Here is a 25,715-nt window from a genome sequence, read left to right on the forward strand (position 1 = left end):
TTTTTTAAATTGATGATTGACCAAAGTAAGTCATTTCCGGTTAGAATTTTCTAATTAATACTTTTTCAAAATAAAATACTCCATTCTCCCTACTAAACTTTGTCTCCTACTTCCCAATACAAAACTTACTGAAAATATTCGCCAGCAAATCATCCGTAGTAATTTCTCCAGTTATCTCACCTAAAAACCTAAGCGCATGACGGATGTCTAAGGCTAGGAAGTCACCCGTAATATTATCATCTAAACCTCTTAAGACTGCATTTAAGCTGTTTTGGGTTTGTACTAAATTATCATAATGACGAATATTGGTTACTACAGTATCTCCTGTCTTGAAATTTTCAAGATTAACAGTCTCTACTAGTTTAGTTTTCAAAGCTTCTAGTCCATCTTTGTTGATTGCGGAAATAAATAAAGTCTTTTCATCCTTTTGCATTTCGGCATACAAATCTTTCTGTGCTTCATCCACCTTATTGCCTACTTTAATAAATGGGATACCCAAATTTTCGAGCATGTTAATATCTCGATTTACTTCGGTTAGCGTATCATTTTTAAGATCAAACATATAAATGATGAGCGAAGCCTGCTTCATCTTTTCTTTAGTTCGAGAAACACCAATCGCTTCTACTTTATCCTCGGTATCTCTTAGACCAGCAGTGTCAATAAATCTAAAAACTACGCCTTCCAGATTAATTTCATCTTCAATGAAATCACGAGTAGTTCCAGCTATATCAGAAACAATAGCTTTTTCTTCATTTAATAAGGCATTCAGTAAAGTAGACTTACCAGCATTGGGTTTACCGGCAATTACTGTAGGCACTCCATTTTTGATTACATTACCTAAATCAAAACTGCTGACTAAGGCTGTAATCACACTTAATAATTGATTGACTAATTTTTTGAGATCATCCCTATCAGCGAACTCCACATCTTCTTCTCCGAAATCAAGTTCTAATTCGATCATACTAGCAAAATGAATCAGCTCGGCTCTGAGGTTTTTGATTTGCTCCGAAAATCCACCACGCATTTGATTCATGGCTGCTTTGTGGGAAGCCTCCGTATCGGCATTAATTAAATCAGCTACAGCCTCCGCTTGCGCTAAATCAAATTGGCCATTTAAAAAGGCACGCTGTGTAAATTCCCCTGCCTTCGCTAAACGCACACCTTTGGTCAAAAATAATTTGATTAATCGCTGAACAATATAAGGAGAGCCATGACAAGAGATTTCCACTACATTTTCTTTAGTGAATGAATTAGGTGCCACGAATAGGGTTGCTACCACTTCATCAATAATTTCATTATCATCATTACGTATAGTCCCGAAATGGGCTGTATGACTTTTCTCGCTTAGGAGATTCTTACCCTTAAAAACATTATTCACGATTTTAATGGCATCGTCCCCAGATAAACGAATTACTGCTATAGCTCCAACTCCAGGGGCAGTAGATAATGCAATGATTGTATCCTTATATTGATCTAACATTTTGCAAATTTCACTAATTATTGGCGATTATAAAATGGATATGTGTTTTATAGCTGAACATTTACCTAAACCCTTCAGCTTTACCTTAATTTTGGCATCAAAACATTATTTTAATACTATTTTATTTGACGAAACCTAACAGCTTTCTCTACATATAAAGAGGCTTTGCATCATGGCACCTCCTCTCCTTTTGAAGCGCTGTATAAAGCATACCAATCTTCTTTTTCTAACTCTAGGGCATTAAGATCCATGGCTTCTTTTAATCTTTCTGGTTTTGAAGTTCCCAAAACAGGAATTATACCTGAAGGATGTTTCTTTAGAAAAAGTAACATCAATTGAGCTAACTTGAGTTCATATTTTTCAGAAAGACTATTGAGCGTGTTCTGTAGTTCTTGATTTAACCTTTGGTTGTCTACTCCTCCACCCAAAGGAGACCATGCAGTAGGCACTATGTTTTTCATTAAAAGTTGGTCTAGTGTACCATCTTCAAAAGGATTGAGATGAGATAGAGAAGCTTCTATCTGATGAGTGACAAGAGGAAAAACATCATGAATCATCTCAAATTGGGAAGAGGTGAAATTCGAAACACCAAAGTGCTTCACTTTACCATCATCTTGGAGCTTTTCAAATGTTTCTGCAATTTCGTTGGGATTCATCAAGAAATCAGGTCTATGGAGAAGTAAAACATCTAAATAATCAGTATGAAGATTCCTTAATGAGTTTTCAACGGATGTAATGATATGCTTTTCACTGCTATCATAAGACTTAATCTTATGCTGAGGTCGATTTTCTGCTATCATTTTAACACCACATTTAGAAGTGATTTGCATTTTATCGCGCAGATGTGGCTTTTCTTTTAAAGCTTTACCAAAATCTTCCTCTGTGGTATAGTCTCCATAAATATCAGCGTGATCAAAATCTATCAAACCCAGCGCTAAGGATTCTTCAATGAAAGAAATCCATTCCTTTGTTGAAAAATTTACTCCCCATTTCCCTAAGCGCATAACCCCAACTAAATAGGGAGAGAATTCAATATTGTCTTTAAGCAAGCTTGTTTGTCTCATGATAAAAAAGATTTTGACTAAAATTTACGTATTTATTTTAGGATCACATATCCAAAATAAAAGTTCTTCGTTAGCTTGCACATAGCTTTATGCAATACAAAAGCAATTTTTAAATCACCATGAGCACAAGGCAAACGTTAAACTTTGTGTATCATTTTATTTTGCAACCTTATTACTTTTAAAGTCACTAATTACAAAATGAAATTAAACGATCAATCAACCACCAATAAGTTACTATTAGTATTAGTTATCCCTGTAATATTTTACAGCCTTCAGTTGCTTTCTTTTATTTTCATTCCTTTAATGTTCGCCATTTTTATTGCACTATTATTTACACCTATGATGCGGTGGATGAAGAAACGTAAAGTGCCTCAAATAATAGCGTTAGGAACGGTAGTTTTGATTTTAACATTCACTGGCTTTTCAACGATTAAGATCGTTCAAATGTCTGGTAAACAGATTCAAGATGGTAAATCTGAAATTTTCAGAAAACTAGATCATAAAGTTGAACAGGTGGTAACCCCTTTTGCAGAAACACTTGGCCTTGACCAGCAAAACGGAGGAAGTACTTTAAAAAGTCTAATGAAGAGTGACCGAATAGAGAGTTTGATTTTAGATAATTTCACCATTACCATTTCTTTCATCCAAAGCACTGTTGTCAATATTTTAATGACGCTTTTCTTTTTAATGCTTTTATTGGCGGGGTCCTTAAACTTTAAAGATATTCTTCAAAGTACATTATTCTCTGGTGGCACTCAATCGGTAAAAACATTTATGAAAGTAGAAAGAAGTGTTTCAGACTTTTTAAAAGTAAAAATCTTTGTGAGTTTATTAACTGGAATAGCTTTTGGAATAATTGCCTGGTCATTAGGAATAAGCTTCCCATTATTTTGGGGTTTATTAGCCTTTGTGATCAATTTTGTACAAATGGTTGGTTCAGTAATCTCAACTGTATTAGTGATGCTTTTTGCCTTTATAGAGATAGATAATCCTGGTACCCTATTATTGGCAGCCATACTATTTACAGGAGCTCAAGTTTTATTTGGAGCTGTTTTAGAGCCTATTTTCATGGGGAAATCATTCTCCATTAATATCATTATAGTATTAATCATGCTGATGTTCTGGGGCTTCATATGGGGCGTTCCTGGTTTAATTTTATCGATTCCATTGACTGTATTGCTTAAAACAATTTTAAATGAGTTTCCAAGTGGTAAAAAGTTTGCAAAACTAATGTCCTAACTACTTAAAAAAGCTCAAGCAACAATTAAATTATCTGTCCTTATTCAGAAAGATTAGGATCTGGTTAATCTAAGGATCAAATATTTTTTGTATTTTAAACTAAACGATTAGCCTGAAACCATACATGTCCAAGAAGACACTTCATAAAAGAACCCTCATCATCTTTACAAGCTTGTTGGCTTCAGTTTTTATCGGTTGGCAGCTATTTAAAGAATTGAAAGTGAAGGCTTTTGTTGTGAACTCAATTCAAAGTGAATTAAATCATTATTTTGAGGATTCCATCAGTTTTGAAGTACAAAATATTCGATTTCAGGTTCTAAAGAAAAAATTCACCTTAGAAAAGGTTAAGGTATTTTTAAGGACGAATGAAAATGATACCATTGCCAAATTAGAAATCCCTTCCATTTATTTTACATGGAATAAGTATTGGGAAACTTTTAACCAGGGATATTTTAAATTTGAATCATTGGACATTGAAAAAGCTAGGCTCCTCCTCCCTATCGATTTTGAAAAATTAAAGAACAGCAAAGCCTCGCGACCGTCTTTTGATGGTAGGTTTGAATTAGAATTAAGTAATTTTAATATAACAGATGGAGAAATTATATTCTACGATAGAAAAGGAAAGAAGCATGGAAGTGTGTCTTCTCATTATGATTTGAAAGCCTCCCACTTATACTTTCAAAAAAATAAAACACTTACTTCTTTTAAAGATATAGCAGAAAAGATTGAAATAGAATTTAAGAAGCTCACTTACCATTTAAAAGATAAAATTCATCGCTTAGATGTAGAAAATATTTCTCTAGATGTCATTCATCAAAGTATAACTCTTCGATCTGTAAGATATCGCCCCATTTATACTCCAAAAAAGTTTGCTAAAATAATGATAGAACAGTCAAACCATATTGACCTCTATTTGGATAGCGTTCGATTAACTAATGTAAATTGGGTAGGTGATAGCTTAATAGCGATTGAAAATATATATTCTAAAGACATTAAATTAAAGGTTACAAAGGATAAAAACTATCCATTACCTGAAAGCAGGTATATTCCGATATTAGTGAACTTATTGAAAAATAGTAGTACAATAATTGACGTCAGGAAATGCAATATTGAAAATTTTGACCTGCATTATCATGAAATCCCTAATGGTAAAAATGAACTAGCTAAGGTCTATATCTCGAATATTGATCTAGCGATTAATAATATTACAAATCATGCTGACAGCCTGCTGAAATACGGCCATTTCTTGCATATAAATGCTAATGGTCAATTCTATAATGAAGGCAAACTTAAATCAACAATTAAATATGACCTTAATTCCAATTATGGCTATTTTGAGGTATCAGGGAAATTAGAACCAATGAATTTGAATGCTATAAATCAATATCTTACCGTTTCATATCCAGTAGCCATTACCACTGGACGACTTGATGATTTATACTTTAATTATTCAGGCGGAAATAAAGCAGTAAGCGGAGAGATGGAGTTGAGATATTCAGATTTAAATATTCGCTTCTATAAAATTCTAAATGAGGAAGAAAAAGGTGATAAAGCGCTTAGCTGGTTAGCAAACGTGGCATTAGCGCAGAATAACCCCAGAAAAAATGGTAGATTTAGAGTTGGGAAAATTAAATTCAAAAGAGACACAAGAAAATCCATGTTTAGTTATTGGTCTAACAGCCTGATTTCTGGTTTCCAATCAACGATAGGATTAGAGAAGCCTGCACGAATAGAAAAATTAGAACCTCATAATCAGGAAGATAACTTGTGGGAAAAGATAGGTTTAGGAAAGGAGGTAGAAAGTGAATAAGCTTAAGATTTCGCTAGGATTTTTAATCATGATTATCCTTTTATTATCAGCCCACTCATTTTTTAATAAAATTTCAGAACCTGCAAAACATAATAGAATTAACGGCTTCAATCTAGTAGCACCTTCCAAACCCTTCCCTATTGATTCACTAACGAGCATTAAAAACATAGGCGCAGATTGGGTGGCAATAGTGCCTTACGCATTCTGCAATGCGGAAACTGCTGAAATTATTTTTGATCATCCTCGGCAGTGGTGGGGAGAAAAACCAGAAGGTGTGATTGAAACCATAAAAATGGCGAAATCACAAGGATTAAAAATTATGCTCAAACCTCACCTCTGGGTAGGAGGTCAAGGATGGGCTGGAGACCTAAACTTTGAAACGGATAGTTTATGGCTCAAATTTCATGATGATTATAAGCGATACTTATTCACTTATGCTCAAATTGCTGACTCGCTTGATGTAGAAATATTGTGCATAGGAACGGAGATTAGAAACTCTAGCTTAAATCACAATAACTTTTGGACAAGCTTAATCGATAGTCTTAAATTACAATACCAGGGTAAATTAACCTACGCGGCTAATTGGGATGAATATGATAAAATTCAGTTTTGGAACCAGCTCGACTATATTGGAATAGATGCTTACTTCCCTCTTAGCGATGAAAAATCTCCCTCTAAAATTGAATTACTAAATGCCTGGAAAACTCCTAAAAAAGAGATGAAGAAAATTCATCTAAAGTATGATAAACCTATACTTTTTACTGAATTTGGATATGAAAGTGTAGAGTACAATACCATGGGACACTGGAAGCTATCTAAAGATACGCTTCAAGTGAATTATCCAAATCAAAGCTTAGCTTTTGAAGCACTTTTCGAATCTCTAAAAGAAGAAAAATGGTGGTCAGGTGGCTTTATTTGGAAGTGGCATTTAAATCGAAATGGGAAACATAGAAGGACTATAAAAGCCTATACCCCTCAAGATAAGCCTGCACTAGAACTTATTAAAGAAGAATATAAACATTATTTTTAAACTCTAGATCTATGAAAGTTTCATTTCAGAAATCATTTTTCACTCTTGCATTTATTGCTATACTAATTTGGTTTTTAGTAGTAGCAAAATCTATTTTAATCCCTTTAGGGATCGCATTGCTATTAGCCTTTATTCTTTACCCACTACATAAAAAATTTACCAGCTGGGGACTAGGAAATATTTTGGCTGCTTTTCTATCTATTTTGTTGTTAATCCTCATTATAGGCGGAGGCATTACTTTTTTCTCAACAGAAATCATTTCACTTTCTGATGAAATCAGCAATTTTGGTCAAAAGCTATCAAAGCTTTACACTGACCTCATTGTATATATAAATGAGAACACAAGCTTTTTTAAAGATCTTAATAAAGATCAATTGCTGAATGATTTAAAATCGTGGCTTAAAAGTTCTGCAGGTAGTTTATTAGGTGGCACGTTTAATGGTACTGCAAATTTTCTTACTGGTTTAATTACTACCATTATTTACATGTTTTTATTTCTGATCTATAATAAAGGGTTTATCAGAGCATTTATGAAGTTTTCACCTGAGGGAAAAAAGGCGGATTTCTTCAAAATGTTGAAAGGAATTCAACAAGTAGGGCAAAAGTATCTATCGGGTATGTTGGTATTGATTTTAATTTTAGGCTTTGCCAATAGTATTGGCTTATGGATTATTGGAATCGACAGCCCTTTTCTGTTTGGTTTCTTAGCTGCTTCACTATCGATCATCCCATATATCGGAACAACATTAGGAGCTACTATACCAGTTCTCTATGCTTTTATGTCACACGACCAATTATGGGTGCCTTTAGCAGTAGCTATACTATTTTGGTTTATTCAATTGATAGAAAGCAATTTTTTAAGTCCTAAAGTAGTTGGAAACAGCGTCAATGTTAATGCTTTTGCAGCTATATTAAGTTTAATAGTAGGTGCCTCTATTTGGGGAGTTGCTGGAATGGTTTTATTTCTTCCCTTTGCTGCAATGCTAAAAGTGATTTGTGAAGAATATGATTCATTAAAGCCAATAGCCTTATTAATTGGCAATTCTAATTTTCAGGATGGTGAAGCTGATGGAAGGGGACTCTTTAAAAAGTTAAAGGATTTTGTAAGTAAGAAAGCCTCTACTAAATAAATTTTTATTTTTTCACTCTACCAGGATTATCGTTTATGAAAGCTTTCCAGCTTTTTGGACCACTAGCTGTTTTGCCTCCCTGAAAATGATGGCAAACTGCCACCCCTAAAGCATCGGTAGCATCTAAAAGCTTGGGGATTTCTTTAATACCTAATAAAGTTTTGAGCATTTCAGCTACCTGCTCTTTAGAAGCATTTCCATTTCCGGTAACCGATTGTTTTACTTTTTTGGGAGCATATTCTGATATAGGCAAATCTAAGCGTAAGGCAGCGGCCATTGCCACCCCTTGCGCTCTTCCTAACTTCAACATTGATTGGATATTCTTTCCATAGAAAGGAGCCTCTAAGGCAACTTCGTCTGGAGTATAATCTTCAATTAAACTAGTTACCCGGTCAAAAATCTTTCGAAGTTTAATCTCATGATTGACATATTTAGATAAATGGATCACTCCATATTGCAACATAGACATTTTGTTACCAGTGATTTGAATCACGCCATATCCCATGACTGAAGTTCCAGGATCGAGTCCCAATATGATTTTATCTTTCTTCATTCCCCATATCTTGCCAACCTGAAAACATATAATCTTGCAAACTTATTTAATGCGCTTCACTCCAATTATCTGCTACTCCTACACCTATTTCCATTGGAACTTCTAAATCCATGGCATTTTTCATAAGATCTACTACTTTTTCCTGCAGCTTTTGGATTTCATCCTTATGGGCATCAAAAATCAATTCATCATGCACCTGCATAATCATTTTAGATTTTAGATTTTCTTTTTCCATCCACTTTTGAATGTTGATCATTGCAATCTTGATCATATCAGCAGCGCTACCTTGAATTGGAGCATTTATAGCATTTCGTTCTGCATAACCACGAACCGTCTGATTTCGAGAATTAATATCACGTAACCATCGCTTTCTACCTAATATAGTGGTGACATATTCATGCTCTCTAGCATCTTCTTTCACCTTTTCCATATACTCATGGACTTTAGGGAATTCTTTAAAATAAGCTTTAATAATATCAGAAGCTTCTGATCTGGAAATATTTAAATTTTGTGCTAAGCCAAAAGCAGAAATTCCATAGATAATTCCAAAGTTCACCTCTTTGGCTTTTCTTCTCATTCCAGGATCTACATCATCTAATTCAACACCAAACACCTTAGCAGCAGTGGTAGCATGTATATCTCTACCATTTTTGAAGGCTTCCATCATGGCTTCATCTTGTGAAAATGCCGCCATTATTCTTAACTCAATTTGAGAATAATCAGCCGCCATTAATTGGTAATTCTCATCGCGTGGTACAAAGGCTTTTCTAATTAGCCTTCCCTTTTCGGTGCGAATTGGAATGTTTTGAAGATTTGGATTATTTGAACTTAGTCTTCCAGTAGCCGCAACCGCTTGTCGATAATCGGTATGAACTCTTCCATCTTTCTTGCTGATCAGTTTCGGAAGCGCATCCACATAAGTAGATTTCAATTTTTGATATTCTCTAAACTCTAAAATTTTAGCAGCTATTTCATGCTCTTGCGCTAACTTTGAGAGAATTTCTTCTCCTGTAGCGTATTGACCTGTTTTGGTTTTCTTTGGCTTTTCAACCAATTTCATCTTATCGAAAAGTACTTCCCCTAATTGCTTAGGAGAGGCAATATTAAACTCCTGTCCCGCTATTTCATATATCCTTTCCTGAGCTTCGAGCGCAGCGGTTTCTAACTCCTTGGACATTTTTGAAAGTGCTTCCTTATCAATTTTCACGCCTTCATATTCCATCTCTGCCAACACATATGACAATGGTTCTTCAACCTCATGCAGCAGTTTATCTAGATTGTTTTCTTTAATTTCTTTTTCTAATACATGCTTGAGTTGTAATGTAATGTCAGCATCTTCACCCGCATATTCCACTACATCTTCAACCGGAACATCACGCATATTTCCTTGTTTAGCTCCTTTTTTACCGATCAACTCAGTAATAGAAACTGGAGTATAGTTCAAATAATTCTCTGCCATAACATCCATATTATGACGAGTTTCAGGATCAATTAAATAATGCGCCAACATGGTATCAAACATTTTACCTTGAACTTTAACACCATAATTTCGCATTACCTGAATGTCGTACTTCAAATTTTGCCCTATTTTAACAATATCTTGATTCTCGAGAACTTCTTTGAATTCATTCGCTATTTTTTGAGCTTCTTTTTGATCTTCTGGGAAGGGAACATAATAGGCTTCTCCCGCTACATAGGCAAATGCGAGTCCTACCAATTCAGCATCAGTAGGTTCTAAACTTGTAGTTTCAGTATCAAAACAAAACTCATCTTGGATAGATAAATAAGTAATTAGCTCTTCCCTTAGCTCGGGAGTATCAATTAAATTATATTGATGTTTAGTATTGGCTAAAGTCCTGCGCTCTTCTGGTTCCTCCTCTTTCTCTGCAGCCTCCTCAGGAGTATCAGTAAACATTGAAATTTGAGCAGGATCAGCTTTTGAAGAAGATTTACCTGTATTAGCAGGTTCCTCTCCTAATACTCTTTTCATTAAGGTTCTAAATTCTAGCTCTTCAAAAAGCTCTTTCAAGGCCTCTTCATTTGGTTCATCCAGAACCAATTTATCTGGTTCGTAGGCGAGAGGCACGTCAATTTTGATGGTAGCTAGTTTCTTAGAAAGTAAGGCCTGTTCCTTATTAGCCTCCACTTTTTCTTTCATTTTCCCTTTTAAGTCTTCCGTATTTTCTAAAAGACCTTCCACAGACCCATACTGCTTTAAGAATTTGATAGCAGTTTTTGCTCCTACTCCTGGAATACCTGGAATATTATCAACTGCATCACCTTGAAGACCGAGTATATCGATTACTTGCTCAACTCTATCGATATCAAATTTCTTCTTTACTTCTTCAATTCCTAATACATCAACTCCATTGCCCATGAAAGCAGGTTTATATAGAAAAACATTATCAGTTACCAATTGAGCATAATCTTTATCGGGAGTCATCATATAAACTTTGAAACCGTCTTCACCTGCTTGCTTGGCAATGGTTCCGATAATATCATCCGCTTCAAATCCATCTTTAATTAAAACTGGTATATTAAAAGCCTCCACTATCTTTTTGACATACGGTATTGCCACTCTAATATCTTCGGGTTGCTCTTCTCGTTGTGCTTTATATTCTGGAAATTCCTCATGACGAAATGTTGGGGCAGAAGTATCAAAAGCAACACCAATATGACTTGGTTTTTCTTTCTTTAATATTTCTAAAAGGGTATTTGTAAAGCCTAATGCTGCCCCAGTATTCATCCCTTTTGAATTGATTCGGGGTGTTTTACTAAAAGCAAAATGAGCTCTATAGATTAGAGCCATTGCATCAAGTAGAAATAATTTTTTATCAGTATCAGGTGTGTTAGCCATATGAATTAGTATCTAAATCTTAAAGGATTTTAAAGTTAGAAAAATGTTAAGCGAAAAGGAATGCCAAGGGCATAAATCCTAATTGAAATGGATTATTTTTTATAATTGTTTCCCTTTCAATACTACACTTTCTAATGATCGTATATTTTCTAAATTATCAAGTGGGTTTTTGTTAAGAATAATAATATCAGCCACTTTACCCTTTTCAATGCTTCCATAAAATTCGCTCAATCCTAAATATGCAGGACCATTAATTATAGAAGTGCTTAAAACCTCTGATGGTGTTAAACCTGTAGCGCTTAAGCTAAATAACTCCCCCCATAAAGCCTCCCCAGGATAAACAAATGAATTAAAAGGGCCACAATCAGACCCTGCTAAAATAGAAACGCCATTATCAACCATAGCAGGCACCATTTCACGAGCTAAATCAGATACTTTTGATCTCATTTGACTACCCGATGCTTTTGCTCTTTTTGCAGATTCAATTCTCCCTTTATAAGTTTCTTGAATACCTGGACCTATGTCAGACAATAAGGAATCTGAACTATGATCTTCATCTGCAAGCATAGAAAGCACTTTTCCGATATAGAGTGTTGGAGTGATGTAAACATCATTAGAAGCCATTTTTTTGAAAAAGTTTTTTGCTAATTCCTCATCATAAGTATCCGTAATCATTTCCATCATGCCATATCCTAAACCTAATTCCGTTAAACTATCAGCTTTAGGAGAACATGCTTTCATGCTGTAATACATATGTTCGCTTCCGTCTAAACCTAAATCAATAGCCTGATTCAAATCAGCAGACATCGGCATATGACCTGTAGTTTTCAGTCCTCTTTTTTCTGCAGCTTTTATGATCGCATAAAAATTTTCAGCGGTTAAACTCCCATCATACATCTTCACATAATCAGCTCCAATTTTTTGGAGTGAGTCTAATGCTTTTTCAATATCATTTTCATTATTAATTTTTATAGAACCCGCCCAAGCTGGATTAGGCCCATCTAATTTAGGTCCCGAAGTGAAAATATGTGGGCCAGTCAATTTTTTGTTTTGAATTGTTTTCCTCCATTCTAAAACCGAAGGAGTGATATCTCCTCCTGCATCTCGAACTGTCGTAATACCAAATTTGGGAAATAGCTTTAGTAAACTTCTATTCTCCTCTATCAATTCTTCACCTCCTCTAAAATGAACATGATTATCCCATAAACCCGGCATTATATATTTCCCTTCAAGATCAATAGATGCATTACCTTCGAAGGCAGGAAGTTCAGACATTCCTCCCACTGAAAAAATAGTGTCTCCCTTAATGGCTACAAACTGACTTTCAATTATTTCATCATTTTTAACATCAATTATAGATGCATTATTTAATAAAAGGTCAACTTTGGTGGACTCTTGATTTGAACAAGAGAATAATATAATTCCAATCAAGGATGTAAAGAAGAAATTAAGAATGTGCTTCATGATGATTTTTCTTTAAATATAATCATAAATGATAAGTCAGCTTTTAGAAAACATGAATTCTTATCCCTAATGAATACATAGAGGTCATTTTCAAAAATGCCTTTAAATACAATAATGACTTGATTTTTGTATATTCACTTTATGAAAGCATGCAATTTAATCTTATTCTTCTATATTCTTTTTTGTTCAGCTTGTGAATCAGTAGATCCTGAATTAGATGAGTCTATATGTGAAAGTGAAGAAAGACTTTCCAATTTAAATGAACGTAATTTTGGTATGGGTTTTACTACCTGGCCCTATGATGCCACTACTGAGAGTGTAGAAAATACATATAGTTTTATATCTAAGAATTCATCAATTTATGCAGAACATCTAGACAATAAAATACCATGGGATTCGTGGATCAAAAACGAGCCTCTTCCAGAAGGCTTTTTGAACGATGTCACTTCTAGAAAACAAAAACGTATAAATGGTCTTGATTTATTATTATCCGTTAGTGTTTTAAATAGTAATAGAACCAACATCATTGAGGATTACCAAGGAAACATTCCAGAATATCAACAATTAGATGACCCAGCTATTGTAAACGCATATGTAGCTCATTTAAATTACCTTATTGATCAACTGGAACCCGATTATTTAATAATTTCCATAGAATCGAATGAATTATTAATCAACACTCCTAGTAAATGGCCAGAATTTAAACGTTTAATGCAAAATGTAAAAAGTCAGATAGCGCAAAATCATCCTGATTTACCTCTTTCTGAGTCTATAACTTTACATAACTGGTACGCTCCCGAAGTAGAAAATCCTGATGCATTTATTGATGAGATACAAAACTACATTTCGGATTATGACTTTACTGCCATTAGTTTTTATCCATTTTTTAAGGGACTGAAAACATCAGAAGATTTTCAGTTAGCTTTTGATTTCCTACACGAAAACACCAATAAAACCATTGCATTTGTAGAAACCACTATGATAGCAGAAGACTTAGAAGTTTCAGGACTGAATCTTGCCATTGATGGAAATGAATGCTCTCAAAAAATTTATCTTGAATCTTTATTGCTTAATGCTGAAGAGCAAGATTATGAATTTATTATCTGGTGGGCTCATCGTGATTATGATGCACTCTGGGAAACTTTTGATGAATCCATTAAGGATTTGGGAAAGATATGGCGAGACACAGGATTATTAGATGAAGAAGGTAATGAAAGGCAGAGTTACAAACTTTGGCAGGAGATATTAGCTCTATAGTACTTTAACAGATTTTTATAAATTAAAAGAATCCCTGGCCTGCCGCCTCTTCAGTAACCAGTTCTGAATTTTCTTTCCCTAAATATTGATCTATAAAGTAATGGGCTACATAGAGAAGTGGAGTAAGTAGGATGGCTAAACCTCCTTTATAAATGTAATTGATCACCCCTACTGATAGCACTTGAGTCATGCTCCAATTTCCAAATAGATAGAAGGCTATCCAAAGCACTACAAAGCTGTCAATCAGCTGACTAACTAAAGTAGAGCCCGTTGCTCTTAACCATATTTTTCCGCTTCCAGTATATTTTCTTAAATGCTGGAAAACTAATACATCCAAAAACTGCCCAATTAAAAAGGCGGTTAAGGACCCTATGATAATTCCTAATCCTTGTTGGAAAATTACTGAATAAGCATAGTTAATATCAAAATTATTACCATCGGGATCAGGGGTATTCACATTCAACCAAAATTCCGCAGGAGCTAATTTGGTTACCGCATAAATCACGAAAAACGAATAAAGGATAAATAAAGCCGTTAAAAAGCTTATTCTTCTTACTCCTTTCTTTCCAAAATACTCATTAATTATATCGGTAGTAACAAATACAATTGGCCAAATGATGACCCCAGCAGTTAAGTTAAAATCTAATACGAAATCACCGAAAAGTTTAATTTGGGCAGGTTCAAATCCTAAAGTAGATTCTGCAGAAAATATCTTTACACCTAGAATTTCCGCTAGTAAAGCATTAGTAAGAAAAATACCACTAAGTACTATAAACAGATTTCTTTTTTTCCTATTTAAGTCAGTAGTATTTCCTGCTTTCATTTTTATTCTTCTATAGTAAAAACTTTGCCTTCTTCTGCTAAAGCAGTATTATCAAATTCTGTTTTCGCTTCTTCCAGAATAGGGCTTAAATCCTTATAGCGATTAGAAAAATGACCAATTAATAATTTGCCAACTTTCGCTTTTTGAGCAAAAATTGCAGCTTGTTTTGCGGTGGTATGATAGGTAGCTTCTGCCCTTTCCAAATTCTCATGTAAGAAAGTACCCTCATGATATAATAGGTCTACCGAATCTACTAAAGGAATAATATCTTCATTGTATTTGGTATCAGAGCAATACGCATAACTTCTAGATTTCTTGGCTGGGAGTGTATAATCAGTATTCTTATAAATGACTTTTCCTGTGTCATCCACCACATCTTTTCCTTTCTTCAATGTATTAATATGCTGAACACTTAGTTCAGAAATCCTGTCTTTTATAAGCTTCTTGGGTTTTGGCTTCTCTTTTATTAAAAAACCTGTGCAAGGAATTCTATGTTGAAGTGGAATAGTATAAACTGAGATTTTGGGATGATCAAGAATCAATTCAGATTCCTCTCCCTGTAATTCTTTAAAATGTATTTTATAACTCAACCGAGTATTGGCATACTTTAAGTGCAATTGGATAATCTCAGAAAGACCAACAGGACCGTATAGATACAAATCGGTTTTTCTACCATTTAAATGCATAGTAGAAAGTAAACCTATCAGTCCTAAAAAATGATCGCCATGTAAATGACTTATAAAAATATGGCTTAAACGATTTTTCTTTAAGCCATATTTTTTCATTTGTAATTGAGTGGCTTCGCCACAATCAATCATGATCTGTAAATCCTGAATGCAAAGCACCTGTGAAGTATGATGTCTTCCATGTGCTGGTGCAGCAGAATTTGATCCTAATATGTGAACTTCAAATGACAAAAGTTTTACTCAGCTGATCCTTCTTCGCCTAAACCTTTTTCTAGCTCATGCATAAAAACAGATTCTACTGCTTCATGTACTGTTGGAAGTATATCAAATACTTTATCAAGCTGAGAAATTTTGATTAATTTTTCTGTGTGCTCAGTAGGTGCTGCAATTATAAAAGCGCCACCATTTTCACCAATTACTCTATTTCCTACTAATAAAGCACTTAAACCTGATGAATCTATATATTTAACCTCAGACATATCGATTACCATATTTTCTACTCCCTCAGCCTGCATGGTAACTAAATCTGATTTTAAATTTGAAGAAACAGATGAATCTAATTTCTCTTCTTTTATTTTTATTAATGAATACTTCTCTTCTTTATCAATTGAATATTTCATGTGTATATGTTATTTGCTATTAATTTTACTTTCTATTCGAAAGCTATTTTATTAAATACTTTTTAAGATATTTTGTTCAATGGTTCTTAATACGTCCTGATAGTCTCTAGGTTGGAATTTCTCTCCTGTTACTTTTTCATAGAGTTCAATGTATCTATTTGAAATCTCTTCTATCTTTTCATCCGTCATCTCAGGAATCTGTTGTCCTTCCTTACCCTGAAACCCATTTTCAATAAGCCATTCACGAACAAATTCTTTTGATAACTGCTTTTGTTTTACTCCTTTCTTTTGATTTTCATCATATACATCAGCATAAAAGTATCTTGATGAATCGGGGGTATGAATTTCATCTATCAAGTAAATTTTATCATTTACTTTTCCAAATTCATATTTAGTATCTACTAAAATCAATCCATTTTGAGCTGCAATTTCAGTTCCTCTTTGGAATAACTGTTGGGTATAAGATTCTAGCTTTTCATATTCTTCCTTAGAAACTAAGCCTTGATTTAATATTTCTTCTCTGGAAATATCTTCGTCATGGCCCTCATGCGCCTTTGTAGTAGGGGTAATGATGGGCTCAGGCAGTTTATCATTCTCTTTCAATCCCTCTGGAAGTGATACCCCACAAATTGATCTTTTCCCATCGCGGTATTCTCTCCACGCATGACCTGCCAAATAGCCTCTAATCACCATTTCCACAGGATAGGTTTCGCAATTGAAGCCTATACTTACATTAGGATCGGGATTGGAAATTAACCAATTGGGCACAATGTCTTCAGTAGCTTTTAGAAATTTAGCTGCTATTTGGTTTAAAACCTGACCTTTAAAAGGAATAGCTCTTGGCATCACGACATCAAATGCAGACAATCGATCTGTCGCTACCATAATCAGCTGAGAAGGAGTAGTATATACATCTCTCACTTTGCCTTTATAGAATTTTTGCTGATTAGGCAGCTGAAAGTTTGTTTCTTTTATTGCTTCCATTGCTGCAAAAATAGCGTAAGTATTTAAGAAGTGAAACTAATTATAGGGGAAGATATAATTTACATCATTTATAAATGATAGATAACTTTTGTTTTCAATGGTTCTTTGCTAAAATCATCATAATTTAAATTTCCTAGTGAATGATAAAGTAGGAAAAGCAATCATTCTAGCCCTTTGATCATCCGTATAAGTCTGCCAGCCATTTCCATTATAAGGAGCCGGAATTGATGAATTCACCATTAATATGTGTGTGATTCCAAATTGCCAACTCACAAGCTCATTACCTTTTCGAACAAAACGGATACCCGATAACCCGTACCATACACTTCTTTTCATGGTAAATTCGGCATTTTCAAAATTGAAATCTCCATTTGCTAAAATGGTTTCTCTGTAAGCATCTTCAGTATCATTGAAATTGGTGATATAATTTTCTGTAAGGAAGTAAAAGTATTTTCCCGCTTTTACAATACCTGATATATTTCCCACGGCAGAGGATGTAGTTTGTGTGAACTCTCCTGGATTAAAGTATAAATAACCACCACCCAAAGAAATATTGCTGTTTCGGTTTCCATATGTGTAGGTAGCAAATGCTAAGTTCCCGAAAAACTCTGTACCATAGGTTCCCAACATTAATAAATCTCCAACAGCCAAATGAGAATTTTCATTAATAGGTATGCTTAATTTACCCGTGAAGTAAATTGGGAGTCCAATAATAGTGGTTCCCATACCGATAGTTAATCTATCAGTTACCCCATACTGAATATCATGCACTAGAAAATATATGGAATTATAATACAATTCTCTTTTCTTTAAAGGCAAAGCTGATGGAGCAAAGAAATACCTGGAATCATGCTCAGATTCAATTGAATCTGGATGAACCGCTTCTGCTGTTTCATCATCTGTTTTAGAATAAGAATCAGAATAGCTAGGGTTTTCAATTATATCCGAAATATTGTAGAATAAAATAACGGCCTTTTCTTGATCGCCTGCTTCATTTAGATGCGAACCAGCAAACAATGACCCTAAAATAGTATTTTCACAATCTTCAACTTTAATCACAAACCCCCTATTATTTTGGGAAATAGTAGCAAAATAATAATCACACTTAGTTTTGAAATCTACAGAGGAAGTCAGTTCTAAATTCTTATCCTGAAATTTTTCTTTTAATAAATTCTCAACTTGTTCGTTTATTACTGAAGATCTATCATCAATAACAATTTTACTTTGTGCAGAAACAGTAAATACGATTACTGAAAGGATCGAAATTAAAATAAAACGTTTCATAACTTAGGTTGATAGTATTTAATGAAATTAAGCTTTCGGTACGATTATTCAAACAAAAGTATCTGTTTTAATTTCGATCTTATTATCAGAGTTTCATACCTTTTAATCTTAAACTATTCAGCACCACAGATACTGAACTAAATGCCATTGCCGCACCTGCAATCATTGGATTTAAAACGAACCCATTAATTGGATATAACAAACCAGCAGCAATCGGAATCCCTATTACATTATAAATAAACGCCCAAAATAAATTTTGCTTAATACCTCGAATCGTTATTGCTGACAAATGAAATGCTTTAGGTAAGTTTTGTATGTCTGATCCAATTAGTGTCATTTTAGCAACATCTATTGCAATATCAGAACCTTTACCCATTGCAATACTCACATCGGATTGAGCTAGTGCCTCCGAGTCGTTAATACCGTCTCCTACCATAGCTACAATTTTTCCTTGAGCTTGTAATTCTTTAACGAAATTTGATTTATCAGAAGGTAGTAGTTGAGATTTAACATGCTTAATTCCCACCTGATCCGCAACATTTTTTGCAATGGCTTCCGTATCACCAGTAAGCATATAAACCTCCTTACCTTGTTGTTGAAGATTTGCTATACTTAGTTTAGCATTCTCTTTTATCTGATCGGAAACTGCTAAAATTGCCAGTAATTGATGTTCATTAGAAAAGTATATGATTGACTGTCCTTCTTGCTCTAACTCCTTAACTAGCTTATTTTGTTCTGCTGAAAAACTAACAGCATGTTCAGTTAATAGGACTCTATTGCCTACCAAATAAGTTTGATTTTCAAATTTTGCTTTCACTCCTTTTGCAGTGATACTTTGAAAATCTTCAAGCTCAATTTTATCAAGACCTTCACCTTTTAAATGTTGAATTACAGCCTCTGCTAAAGGGTGTTCACTTTTATTTTCAATACTGTAAAGAATTGATTTTAATCTATTATCGTCCTTATACCATTTTTCATTTTTCACACTTGGCTTTCCTTCTGTAATGGTACCCGTTTTATCTAATATAACGGCATTAACCTGATGCGCTTTTTCTAAACTTTCGGCATCTCTTATCAATATATTATTTTCTGCACCTTTCCCTACCCCTACCATAATTGCTGTTGGTGTTGCTAATCCTAGAGCACAAGGGCAAGCAATCACCAATACTGTCACTGCTGATAATATTCCTTGGGTTAATGCATTTTCACCCCCTAAAATCAACCAGGCAATGAAAGTAATAACTGCAATAGCCATAACAGTGGGTACAAAAATACCTGCAATTTTATCTACCAATTTTTGAACTGGTGCTTTACTTCCTTGCGCCTCTTTCACTCTGGCAATAATAGATGCTAATAAAGTGTCCCCACCAACCTTATCTGCTGTAAAAATAAAACTTCCTTTTTGATTGATAGTACCTGCAAAAACCTTTTGGCCTTTTACCTTTTCAACCGAAATGGCTTCTCCCGTAATCATGCTTTCGTTGACAAAAGAATTCCCACTGATTACTATTCCATCAACAGGAATCTTTTCACCTGGCTTTACTAAGATTTGAAATGCTTTTTTAACAGCTGTTATAGGAATAACTTCTTCTTTACCCTCAACTATAACTGTTGTGGAATTAGGCTGAAGCCCAACTAATTTCTTTAAAGCAGAAGAGGTATTGGTTTTTGCTTTTTCTTCCAAATATTTCCCTAAAGAAATGAAAGTAATAATGACCACAGCTGCCTCATAATAAACATGGGCTTCCAAACCTCTGGAAGTCCAAAATTCTGCAAAGAAAGTATTGAATACACTTAAGGAAAATGCAATACCCGTACTTAATGCTACTAGGGTATCCATATTGGCCATTCCATGTTTAGCTTGTTTCCACGCCCCTTTGAAAAAGTGGCCCCCAAAGTAAAATAAAACTATGGCTGATAAGGGTAAAGAAATATATTTCCCTATTTCCCAATCCATAAAAAACATTCCGATTATGAAAACAGGAATAGTCAAAATAGCCGAACCTATTAAGCTTCTTTTAATTTCATTAAAAGCTTTTAGCTGAGCTTCTTCTTGCTTTTCAGCCGCATTATCTTCTTCAATAATGGCATCATAACCCACTCCTTGCAATGCTGATTTCAGATCCTCAAGGCTTACTTCATCAGGATTAAAAGAAGCCCATGCTGTATGTGTAGCAAAATTAACATCAGCGTCTTCTACTCCTTTCGTACTTTTCAATGTGGATCCTACACTGGCAGCACAGCCAGCACAACTCATACCCGTTACTGGAAAAGATTTTTTGATGGTATTGGATGAATTCATTTTATAGTAAGGACAGTTTAAGAAGTTATTTAGAAGATGATTTTTTCAATTTCTTTAAGTATGCCTTTTCTTCTTCTAAAGTCATATCGGAAATATCAAGATTCATTTTATCACGAATCTTTCTCAATTTGCTGACTAATCCTTTTTGAGTTTTTATTTTTTCCTTAGCTTTCATAATTTTTCAATATTAATTAATATCCAGTTAAATCAATCCAATAATTTCCATGAGTCATTAATTGAATATTCAATCCCTCGCATAAAGGTATTATGATGGTTAATAATCAATTGTTCGGTTAACTCTAAACTCTCGAAAGACTTTATAGTCTCAGGAAATAAGTCAATGATATCCGCTAAAAAAATACTAAAAAAGAAAAATGAAATTTTCAAATTGAATGAAACCATCTTTGGATAATCCTCACTACCCCTTTTAAACATATCCTTATATTGAAAAACTGATACATTTGATGGATGGGTATATTGAGAAAAATAGTTATAAATATTATCTAACAAAGAGTTTTTTACCCTCATTGACTTGCCTAATTCACTAAAATTAAAAACCTTAACTTCATTATTTTTAATTTCGATCAAATACTCCTTTCTTTTTATTCTTACTCGAATTTTTTCTTGGTTTTTTTTATCTAAACTTTTAAACAGTCTATTTGACTCTATTTTTTCACAATATTTTTTTATTATTTCTTTTTCACTAGCATGTTTTTCTTTATTTACTTTACCTATTATTGAACTTTCAAATTTTTGACGATAATTCAACCCTGATATAACCCATAGTAAATACAATATTTCCTTTTCATCTTCTGTCTCTGTATTCCTAAATATCAAATTAAACGTCCCAGTCGTTTCATAAATATTCCTCACTAGGATTGCGATAACTGTTGGGTCAACGATTTTATTGAGTTTTTTGCCACTTTTTGATTTATAAGAAATTTCATTTGTAAGCTCCATTAAATTAAGAGCCTTTGTGAACATCATTTGCAGAACAATAGCAGCATCATATTCCATTCTGTTCTTATGACCTAATTTTGGATGCTCTGATATGATTTTAAAAAACAATTCAAGATATATATCCAACAAAATTTTATAATCTTCTGTCGTTGTGTAATTTACATACTTTGTGAAGACTTCTCTTAAATTTTGCTTATCCATACGGAAAATTAATTAGTCAATAAATTATTCAAATCAATATATAAACATTTTTTCATATATTACGATATGGAACAGATGGAAGTTCATAAATCAGATCAAAAATTAGCGGATATGGCTAAAATATTAAAAGCCATTTCAAATTATAACCGCCTACAGATTGTTCAAATATTACTAACTGAAGGTGAGATGACTGTTAATGAGATTTGCTCAAGAATTGAAACATGCGAACAATCATTAATTTCACATCACTTGGCAGCATTAAAACAAGCGGGAATTTTAATTTCAAGAAGATCAGGAAGAAAAATATATTACTCTTCAGCTAAAGATGAACTCCATAAATTATTGAATTGCATAGAAAACTGTTGTAACTAAATACTAAATGAAACAAAAGATTGAAGAAGTATTAGAAAGAACTCCTTTTGAGCCAGAATTAAAGGAGGAGATTATTAAATCTGGAAGGTTAAAAAAAGCAAAAGCAGGTCAAACTGTTATTACTCCGGATGATGATGCTCAAGAAATGCCTTTAGTAATGTCGGGTTTATTGCGTGTTATGCGAAATGATGATAATGGAAACGAAGTTTTTCTCTATTATTTAGAAGGAGGTGAAACTTGTGCTATGTCTATCACTTGCTGCTTAGAAGGTAAAAGAAGTTCTTTTCATGTTATTGCTGAAGAAGATTCAGAACTTTGGATGATGCCTGTATCTAACCTAGATAATTGGATCACGAAATACAGAAACTTTAGAAGGTTTGTTTTCAATTCTTATCAAACCAGATTCGATGAGCTATTACATACTATTGACAGTATGGTTTTCATGAAATTGGATGAAAGGTTATATAATTACTTATTAGATAAGAAAACTGCTAGTGGTTCCTTTGAAATTAAGAAAACACATCAGCAAATTGCCAATGAATTGAATACTTCCCGAGTAGTAGTTTCACGACTTCTTAAAAAGTTAGAGAAGGAAGATAAAATAGAACAGAGAAGAAATATTATTGAAATTCTATAATTAAAATAGCCTTAAATCAACAGAAAACGGCAAAACGATATGCTCAGTAACTGTTGTTACAATCCACATTTGAGCACTGCCGTATATTTGTAGCAAGTTTAAAAAAGAAAATTATTTAAAGTTATGAACATAGAACAAATTTATACAGGATGTTTAGCGCAAGGCGCATACTACATTGAAAGCAACGGAGAGGCTGCAATCATTGACCCATTAAGAGAATCTGCTCCTTATATTGAGAAAGCACAAAAAGACGGTGCTAAAATCAAATATATTTTTGAAACTCACTTTCACGCAGATTTCGTTTCAGGTCATGTTGATTTAGCAGAAAAAACTGGCGCTACTATTGTATATGGTCCTGGTGCAAAAACTGATTTTGACATGCATGAAGCTAAGGATGGTGAGATTTTTGAAATTGGTGATATCAAAATCAAAGTTTTACACACTCCTGGTCACACTTTAGAAAGCTCAACTTTCTTGTTAATTGACAAAGATGGAAAGGAAAAAGCTATTTTCAGTGGTGATACTTTATTTATAGGGGATGTTGGAAGACCTGATTTAGCTCAAAAAGCAGGTAAAATTACTCAAGAAGACTTAGCTGGATATTTATATGATAGCTTAAGAAATAAAATCATGACATTACCTGATGATGTAGTAGTTTATCCTGCGCACGGTGCTGGTTCTGCTTGTGGTAAAAACATGAGTAAAGAAACTACCGACTTATTAGGTAATCAAAAGAAAACAAACTACGCTTTAAGAGCTGACATGACGAAAGAGGAATTCATCCAAGAAGTTACTGATGGATTATTACCTCCTCCACAATATTTCGCTCAAAACGTAGCAATGAATAAATCAGCTGATACTTCAGGATTAGATAAAATTTTAGAAAAAGGTAATGTTGGTTTAGATGTTGATACTTTTGAAGCTATGGCTAACCACGAAGGTGCTTTAGTATTAGATACTCGTCATCAAGAAGAATTTGCTAAAGAGCATATTCCGAACTCAATCTTTATTGGTATCGATGGAGGTTTTGCTCCATGGGTTGGCGCTTTAATTCCTGACTTACAGCAACCTATTGTATTTATTGCTGAAGACGGACGCGAAGAGGAAATCGTTACAAGATTATCAAGAGTAGGATACGACAACACTTTAGGTTTCTTAAAAGGTGGCCTTAAAGCATGGAAAGAAGCAGGTAAAGAAACTGACTCTGTAGTATCTATTCCAGCTACTGCTTTAGCTGAGAAAGTTAAAAATGAAGAACTAACTATTTTAGATGTTAGAAAACCGAGCGAATACCAGTCAGAACATGTTGAAAATGCTCAAAACTTCCCATTAGATTATATCAATGAGAACTTTGACGAATTAGACAAAGATAAAGAATACCATGTTCACTGTGCTGGAGGATATCGTTCAATGATTGCTTCATCTATCTTAAAATCTAGAGGGGTTCATAATCTTGTAGATATCGCAGGTGGATTCAAAGCAATTAGCGAAACAGATATCCCTAAGACGGATTATGTTTGTCCATCTACTTTAAAATAATAGTTTAAACATAATATAGAGGCTCCCCGTAATGGAGAGCCTCTTTTTAATTTCATTTATATGAAAAAATATTCATATATAATTGCGTTCTTTATTCTATCAACAGCTGCACTAGCTCAAAATAATCATCAGCAATATGAAGGGATTGATTCTGTAAAACATGGTTCATTTAACCCTAATGAAGCTCATAGTTTTCATGAATGGTTTAAAAATGGTCATGTGAGTGGTCTATTCAGATCTAATACAATTCAAACCTTCAGACCTAGCAGCAATAGCTTTCATGCAGCTTCTGGTTTAGGTGGAAGAATTTATTACCACAGTGCGTATTGGCATGGATTACAAGTGGGAGTTGGTGGTATTTATACCTATAACATTCTATCAACAGACTTAAGTGAAACAGCGGATCATGAATTCAACCCAAAATGGGAACATCAGTTATTTGATTTAGAAGACCCTCAAAACAAACATGATCTCGATAGATTAGAAGAACTTTTTATAAAATACCGTTTTAAAGATTCTTACATTAAATTTGGTAAAATGGTATTGAATACGCCATTAGTAAACCCTCAGGATTCCCGTATGAAGCCCTCCGCCTTTCAAGGTTTATGGTTAGATTGGAATGAGGGACATAAATTTGAAATTAATGGAGGATTTTTAAACAAAGTCTCCCCTAGATCTACTACAGAGTGGATTAGCATGAGTGAAAGTATAGGTTTATATGATCGCCTTTTAGGGGATGATACTACTCATCGTGAAGTTCACACTAAAGGATTAGCATTATTGGGAGGCCATTACATTCCCAATGAGCATATCAGTTTTCATTCGTGGCAATACTATATCGAGAATGTTAGCTTTATTACTTTTAATCAATTAGAGTTTGATGTTCATGATTTAAATTTTGGACTTCAATATTATTACCAAAGCACGACTCATGAAAATGAATATACAGACATAGAACACACCAATCATACAATATCAGCAAGAGCAAAATGGGTCGGTGATAGATTGCAGATATCCTATAATCATACTCAATCATTATCTGACAATGGCATAATTTTCCCATCAGAATGGGGAGGCGAACCTTTCTATACCACTATCAGCCGCCATAGAATTATTGGGTTGGAGAATGTAAATTCTAAAGCCTTAAAATTGGATTTACAACCTTTTGATAATTGGAAATCATTAAATATTGGAATATATGGTGTGAATAGTTCATTTAATAATTCAAATGAAGAAAGCTCTCTGACTCAACTTAGTTTTGATATGCAAACACAATTCAGAGGCGAATGGAGTGATTTAAGACTTAGGTTATTGAACTCTTATTTTATTCCAAAAGGGTATCAAGAGGAGCACTTTCATTACGAAAGTATTTTCCACTCTCAATTGATATTAAATTATAGATTTTAAGATACTTTAAATAGCA

22 protein-coding genes are annotated in these 25,715 nt (G+C 33.9%); 9 read left to right on the forward strand and 13 right to left on the reverse strand.

The annotated features are described in order from the left end of the window. Nucleotides 1-106 precede the first annotated feature (106 nt). The gene (gene mnmE / locus QYS48_RS03390) at nt 107-1,480 is read right to left on the reverse strand and encodes a tRNA uridine-5-carboxymethylaminomethyl(34) synthesis GTPase MnmE (protein WP_308357514.1); all 1,374 of its coding nucleotides are present in this window, start codon (nt 1,478-1,480) and stop codon (nt 107-109) included. A 170-nt stretch (nt 1,481-1,650) separates the two neighbouring features. Further along, nucleotides 1,651-2,544 carry an aldo/keto reductase gene (locus QYS48_RS03395; protein ID WP_308357515.1) on the reverse strand — a complete coding sequence of 298 codons (894 nt, stop codon included), beginning with the start codon at nt 2,542-2,544 and terminating at the stop codon, nt 1,651-1,653. Nucleotides 2,545-2,742: 198 nt separating this feature from the next. Here QYS48_RS03395 and QYS48_RS03400 point away from each other — a divergent pair, with 198 nt between their 5' ends. From QYS48_RS03400 to QYS48_RS03415, 4 genes are all read left to right on the forward strand, one after another. Further along, entirely contained in the window at nt 2,743-3,783 is a 1,041-nt protein-coding gene (locus QYS48_RS03400) for an AI-2E family transporter (protein WP_308357516.1), read from the forward strand. Nucleotides 3,784-3,907: 124 nt separating this feature from the next. Next, a complete protein-coding gene (locus QYS48_RS03405) occupies nt 3,908-5,593 on the forward strand; it encodes a hypothetical protein (protein ID WP_308357517.1) in 1,686 nt (561 codons plus the stop codon). 28 nt (nt 5,594-5,621) lie between these two features. Continuing rightward, a complete protein-coding gene (locus QYS48_RS03410) occupies nt 5,622-6,623 on the forward strand; it encodes a hypothetical protein (protein ID WP_308357518.1) in 1,002 nt (333 codons plus the stop codon). A gap of 11 nt (nt 6,624-6,634) precedes the next feature. Continuing rightward, nucleotides 6,635-7,753 carry an AI-2E family transporter gene (locus QYS48_RS03415; RefSeq protein ID WP_302103677.1) on the forward strand — a complete coding sequence of 373 codons (1,119 nt, stop codon included), beginning with the start codon at nt 6,635-6,637 and terminating at the stop codon, nt 7,751-7,753. A gap of 4 nt (nt 7,754-7,757) precedes the next feature. Here QYS48_RS03415 and ruvC read toward each other — a convergent pair whose 3' ends face one another. The 3 genes from ruvC to QYS48_RS03430 all read right to left on the reverse strand — a co-directional run bounded on the left by ruvC (nt 7,758) and on the right by QYS48_RS03430 (nt 12,627). Further along, entirely contained in the window at nt 7,758-8,306 is a 549-nt protein-coding gene (gene ruvC / locus QYS48_RS03420; protein ID WP_308357519.1) for a crossover junction endodeoxyribonuclease RuvC, read from the reverse strand. A 46-nt stretch (nt 8,307-8,352) separates the two neighbouring features. Beyond that, the gene (gene polA, locus QYS48_RS03425; protein ID WP_308357520.1) at nt 8,353-11,163 is read right to left on the reverse strand and encodes a DNA polymerase I; all 2,811 of its coding nucleotides are present in this window, start codon (nt 11,161-11,163) and stop codon (nt 8,353-8,355) included. Nucleotides 11,164-11,262: 99 nt separating this feature from the next. Then, the gene (locus QYS48_RS03430; protein ID WP_308357521.1) at nt 11,263-12,627 is read right to left on the reverse strand and encodes an amidohydrolase family protein; all 1,365 of its coding nucleotides are present in this window, start codon (nt 12,625-12,627) and stop codon (nt 11,263-11,265) included. Nucleotides 12,628-12,768: 141 nt separating this feature from the next. Between QYS48_RS03430 and QYS48_RS03435 the strand changes: the two genes are divergently transcribed. Then, a complete protein-coding gene (locus QYS48_RS03435; protein WP_308357522.1) occupies nt 12,769-13,884 on the forward strand; it encodes a glycosyl hydrolase 53 family protein in 1,116 nt (371 codons plus the stop codon). A 22-nt stretch (nt 13,885-13,906) separates the two neighbouring features. On the opposite strand, the gene QYS48_RS03440 is transcribed toward QYS48_RS03435, so the two are convergent. From QYS48_RS03440 to QYS48_RS03475, 8 genes are all read right to left on the reverse strand, one after another. Next, complete coding sequence (locus tag QYS48_RS03440; protein ID WP_308357523.1) at nt 13,907-14,707, reverse strand: queuosine precursor transporter; 801 nt, start codon at nt 14,705-14,707, stop codon at nt 13,907-13,909. Between the two features lie 2 nt (nt 14,708-14,709). Next, nucleotides 14,710-15,624 carry a ribonuclease Z gene (locus QYS48_RS03445; RefSeq protein WP_308357524.1) on the reverse strand — a complete coding sequence of 305 codons (915 nt, stop codon included), beginning with the start codon at nt 15,622-15,624 and terminating at the stop codon, nt 14,710-14,712. Nucleotides 15,625-15,629: 5 nt separating this feature from the next. Further along, nucleotides 15,630-16,013, reverse strand: a complete 384-nt coding sequence (locus tag QYS48_RS03450; RefSeq protein ID WP_308357525.1) for an STAS domain-containing protein — start codon at nt 16,011-16,013, stop codon at nt 15,630-15,632. Between the two features lie 51 nt (nt 16,014-16,064). After that, nucleotides 16,065-16,997, reverse strand: a complete 933-nt coding sequence (locus QYS48_RS03455) for a phosphoribosylaminoimidazolesuccinocarboxamide synthase (RefSeq protein WP_308357526.1) — start codon at nt 16,995-16,997, stop codon at nt 16,065-16,067. 117 nt (nt 16,998-17,114) lie between these two features. Continuing rightward, on the reverse strand, nt 17,115-18,281 hold the full coding sequence (locus QYS48_RS03460) for a hypothetical protein (protein WP_308357527.1): 1,167 nt from the start codon (nt 18,279-18,281) through the stop codon (nt 17,115-17,117). Nucleotides 18,282-18,366: 85 nt separating this feature from the next. Then, entirely contained in the window at nt 18,367-20,583 is a 2,217-nt protein-coding gene (locus QYS48_RS03465) for a heavy metal translocating P-type ATPase (RefSeq protein ID WP_308357528.1), read from the reverse strand. Between the two features lie 25 nt (nt 20,584-20,608). Continuing rightward, the gene (locus QYS48_RS03470) at nt 20,609-20,758 is read right to left on the reverse strand and encodes a hypothetical protein (protein WP_302103668.1); all 150 of its coding nucleotides are present in this window, start codon (nt 20,756-20,758) and stop codon (nt 20,609-20,611) included. A 32-nt stretch (nt 20,759-20,790) separates the two neighbouring features. Beyond that, nucleotides 20,791-21,744, reverse strand: coding sequence for a DUF5677 domain-containing protein (locus tag QYS48_RS03475; RefSeq protein ID WP_308357529.1), 954 nt, complete (start codon nt 21,742-21,744; stop codon nt 20,791-20,793). Between the two features lie 111 nt (nt 21,745-21,855). Here QYS48_RS03475 and QYS48_RS03480 point away from each other — a divergent pair, with 111 nt between their 5' ends. The 4 genes from QYS48_RS03480 to QYS48_RS03495 all read left to right on the forward strand — a co-directional run bounded on the left by QYS48_RS03480 (nt 21,856) and on the right by QYS48_RS03495 (nt 25,699). Next, complete coding sequence (locus tag QYS48_RS03480) at nt 21,856-22,116, forward strand: metalloregulator ArsR/SmtB family transcription factor (RefSeq protein WP_308357530.1); 261 nt, start codon at nt 21,856-21,858, stop codon at nt 22,114-22,116. A gap of 7 nt (nt 22,117-22,123) precedes the next feature. Next, nucleotides 22,124-22,753 (forward strand): Crp/Fnr family transcriptional regulator, encoded by a 630-nt coding sequence (locus tag QYS48_RS03485; protein WP_302103664.1) that lies wholly within the window; start codon nt 22,124-22,126, stop codon nt 22,751-22,753. Between the two features lie 123 nt (nt 22,754-22,876). Continuing rightward, complete coding sequence (locus QYS48_RS03490) at nt 22,877-24,292, forward strand: MBL fold metallo-hydrolase (protein ID WP_308357531.1); 1,416 nt, start codon at nt 22,877-22,879, stop codon at nt 24,290-24,292. A 60-nt stretch (nt 24,293-24,352) separates the two neighbouring features. Further along, entirely contained in the window at nt 24,353-25,699 is a 1,347-nt protein-coding gene (locus tag QYS48_RS03495; protein WP_308357532.1) for an OprD family outer membrane porin, read from the forward strand. Nucleotides 25,700-25,715: the final 16 nt, after the last annotated feature.

The organism is Marivirga arenosa (genome assembly GCF_030503895.2).
GTDB lineage: Bacteria > Bacteroidota > Bacteroidia > Cytophagales > Cyclobacteriaceae > Marivirga > Marivirga arenosa.

Excerpts from the sequence above, each read along its gene's own strand:
- polA (WP_308357520.1), bottom strand. The coding sequence starts at position 11,163 with ATGGCTAACACACCTGATACTGATAAAAAATTATTTCTACTTGATGCA.
- QYS48_RS03400 (WP_308357516.1), top strand. The coding sequence starts at position 2,743 with ATGAAATTAAACGATCAATCAACCACCAATAAGTTACTATTAGTATTA.
- QYS48_RS03455 (WP_308357526.1), bottom strand. The coding sequence starts at position 16,997 with ATGGAAGCAATAAAAGAAACAAACTTTCAGCTGCCTAATCAGCAAAAA.
- QYS48_RS03410 (WP_308357518.1), top strand. The coding sequence starts at position 5,622 with ATGATTATCCTTTTATTATCAGCCCACTCATTTTTTAATAAAATTTCA.
- QYS48_RS03440 (WP_308357523.1), bottom strand. The coding sequence starts at position 14,707 with ATGAAAGCAGGAAATACTACTGACTTAAATAGGAAAAAAAGAAATCTG.
- QYS48_RS03435 (WP_308357522.1), top strand. The coding sequence starts at position 12,769 with ATGAAAGCATGCAATTTAATCTTATTCTTCTATATTCTTTTTTGTTCA.
- QYS48_RS03415 (WP_302103677.1), top strand. The coding sequence starts at position 6,635 with ATGAAAGTTTCATTTCAGAAATCATTTTTCACTCTTGCATTTATTGCT.
- QYS48_RS03405 (WP_308357517.1), top strand. The coding sequence starts at position 3,908 with ATGTCCAAGAAGACACTTCATAAAAGAACCCTCATCATCTTTACAAGC.
- QYS48_RS03490 (WP_308357531.1), top strand. The coding sequence starts at position 22,877 with ATGAACATAGAACAAATTTATACAGGATGTTTAGCGCAAGGCGCATAC.
- QYS48_RS03395 (WP_308357515.1), bottom strand. The coding sequence starts at position 2,544 with ATGAGACAAACAAGCTTGCTTAAAGACAATATTGAATTCTCTCCCTAT.
- QYS48_RS03470 (WP_302103668.1), bottom strand. The coding sequence starts at position 20,758 with ATGAAAGCTAAGGAAAAAATAAAAACTCAAAAAGGATTAGTCAGCAAA.
- QYS48_RS03475 (WP_308357529.1), bottom strand. The coding sequence starts at position 21,744 with ATGGATAAGCAAAATTTAAGAGAAGTCTTCACAAAGTATGTAAATTAC.
- QYS48_RS03430 (WP_308357521.1), bottom strand. The coding sequence starts at position 12,627 with ATGAAGCACATTCTTAATTTCTTCTTTACATCCTTGATTGGAATTATA.
- ruvC (WP_308357519.1), bottom strand. The coding sequence starts at position 8,306 with ATGAAGAAAGATAAAATCATATTGGGACTCGATCCTGGAACTTCAGTC.
- QYS48_RS03495 (WP_308357532.1), top strand. The coding sequence starts at position 24,353 with ATGAAAAAATATTCATATATAATTGCGTTCTTTATTCTATCAACAGCT.
- QYS48_RS03465 (WP_308357528.1), bottom strand. The coding sequence starts at position 20,583 with ATGAATTCATCCAATACCATCAAAAAATCTTTTCCAGTAACGGGTATG.
- QYS48_RS03450 (WP_308357525.1), bottom strand. The coding sequence starts at position 16,013 with ATGAAATATTCAATTGATAAAGAAGAGAAGTATTCATTAATAAAAATA.
- mnmE (WP_308357514.1), bottom strand. The coding sequence starts at position 1,480 with ATGTTAGATCAATATAAGGATACAATCATTGCATTATCTACTGCCCCT.
- QYS48_RS03485 (WP_302103664.1), top strand. The coding sequence starts at position 22,124 with ATGAAACAAAAGATTGAAGAAGTATTAGAAAGAACTCCTTTTGAGCCA.
- QYS48_RS03460 (WP_308357527.1), bottom strand. The coding sequence starts at position 18,281 with ATGAAACGTTTTATTTTAATTTCGATCCTTTCAGTAATCGTATTTACT.
- QYS48_RS03480 (WP_308357530.1), top strand. The coding sequence starts at position 21,856 with ATGGCTAAAATATTAAAAGCCATTTCAAATTATAACCGCCTACAGATT.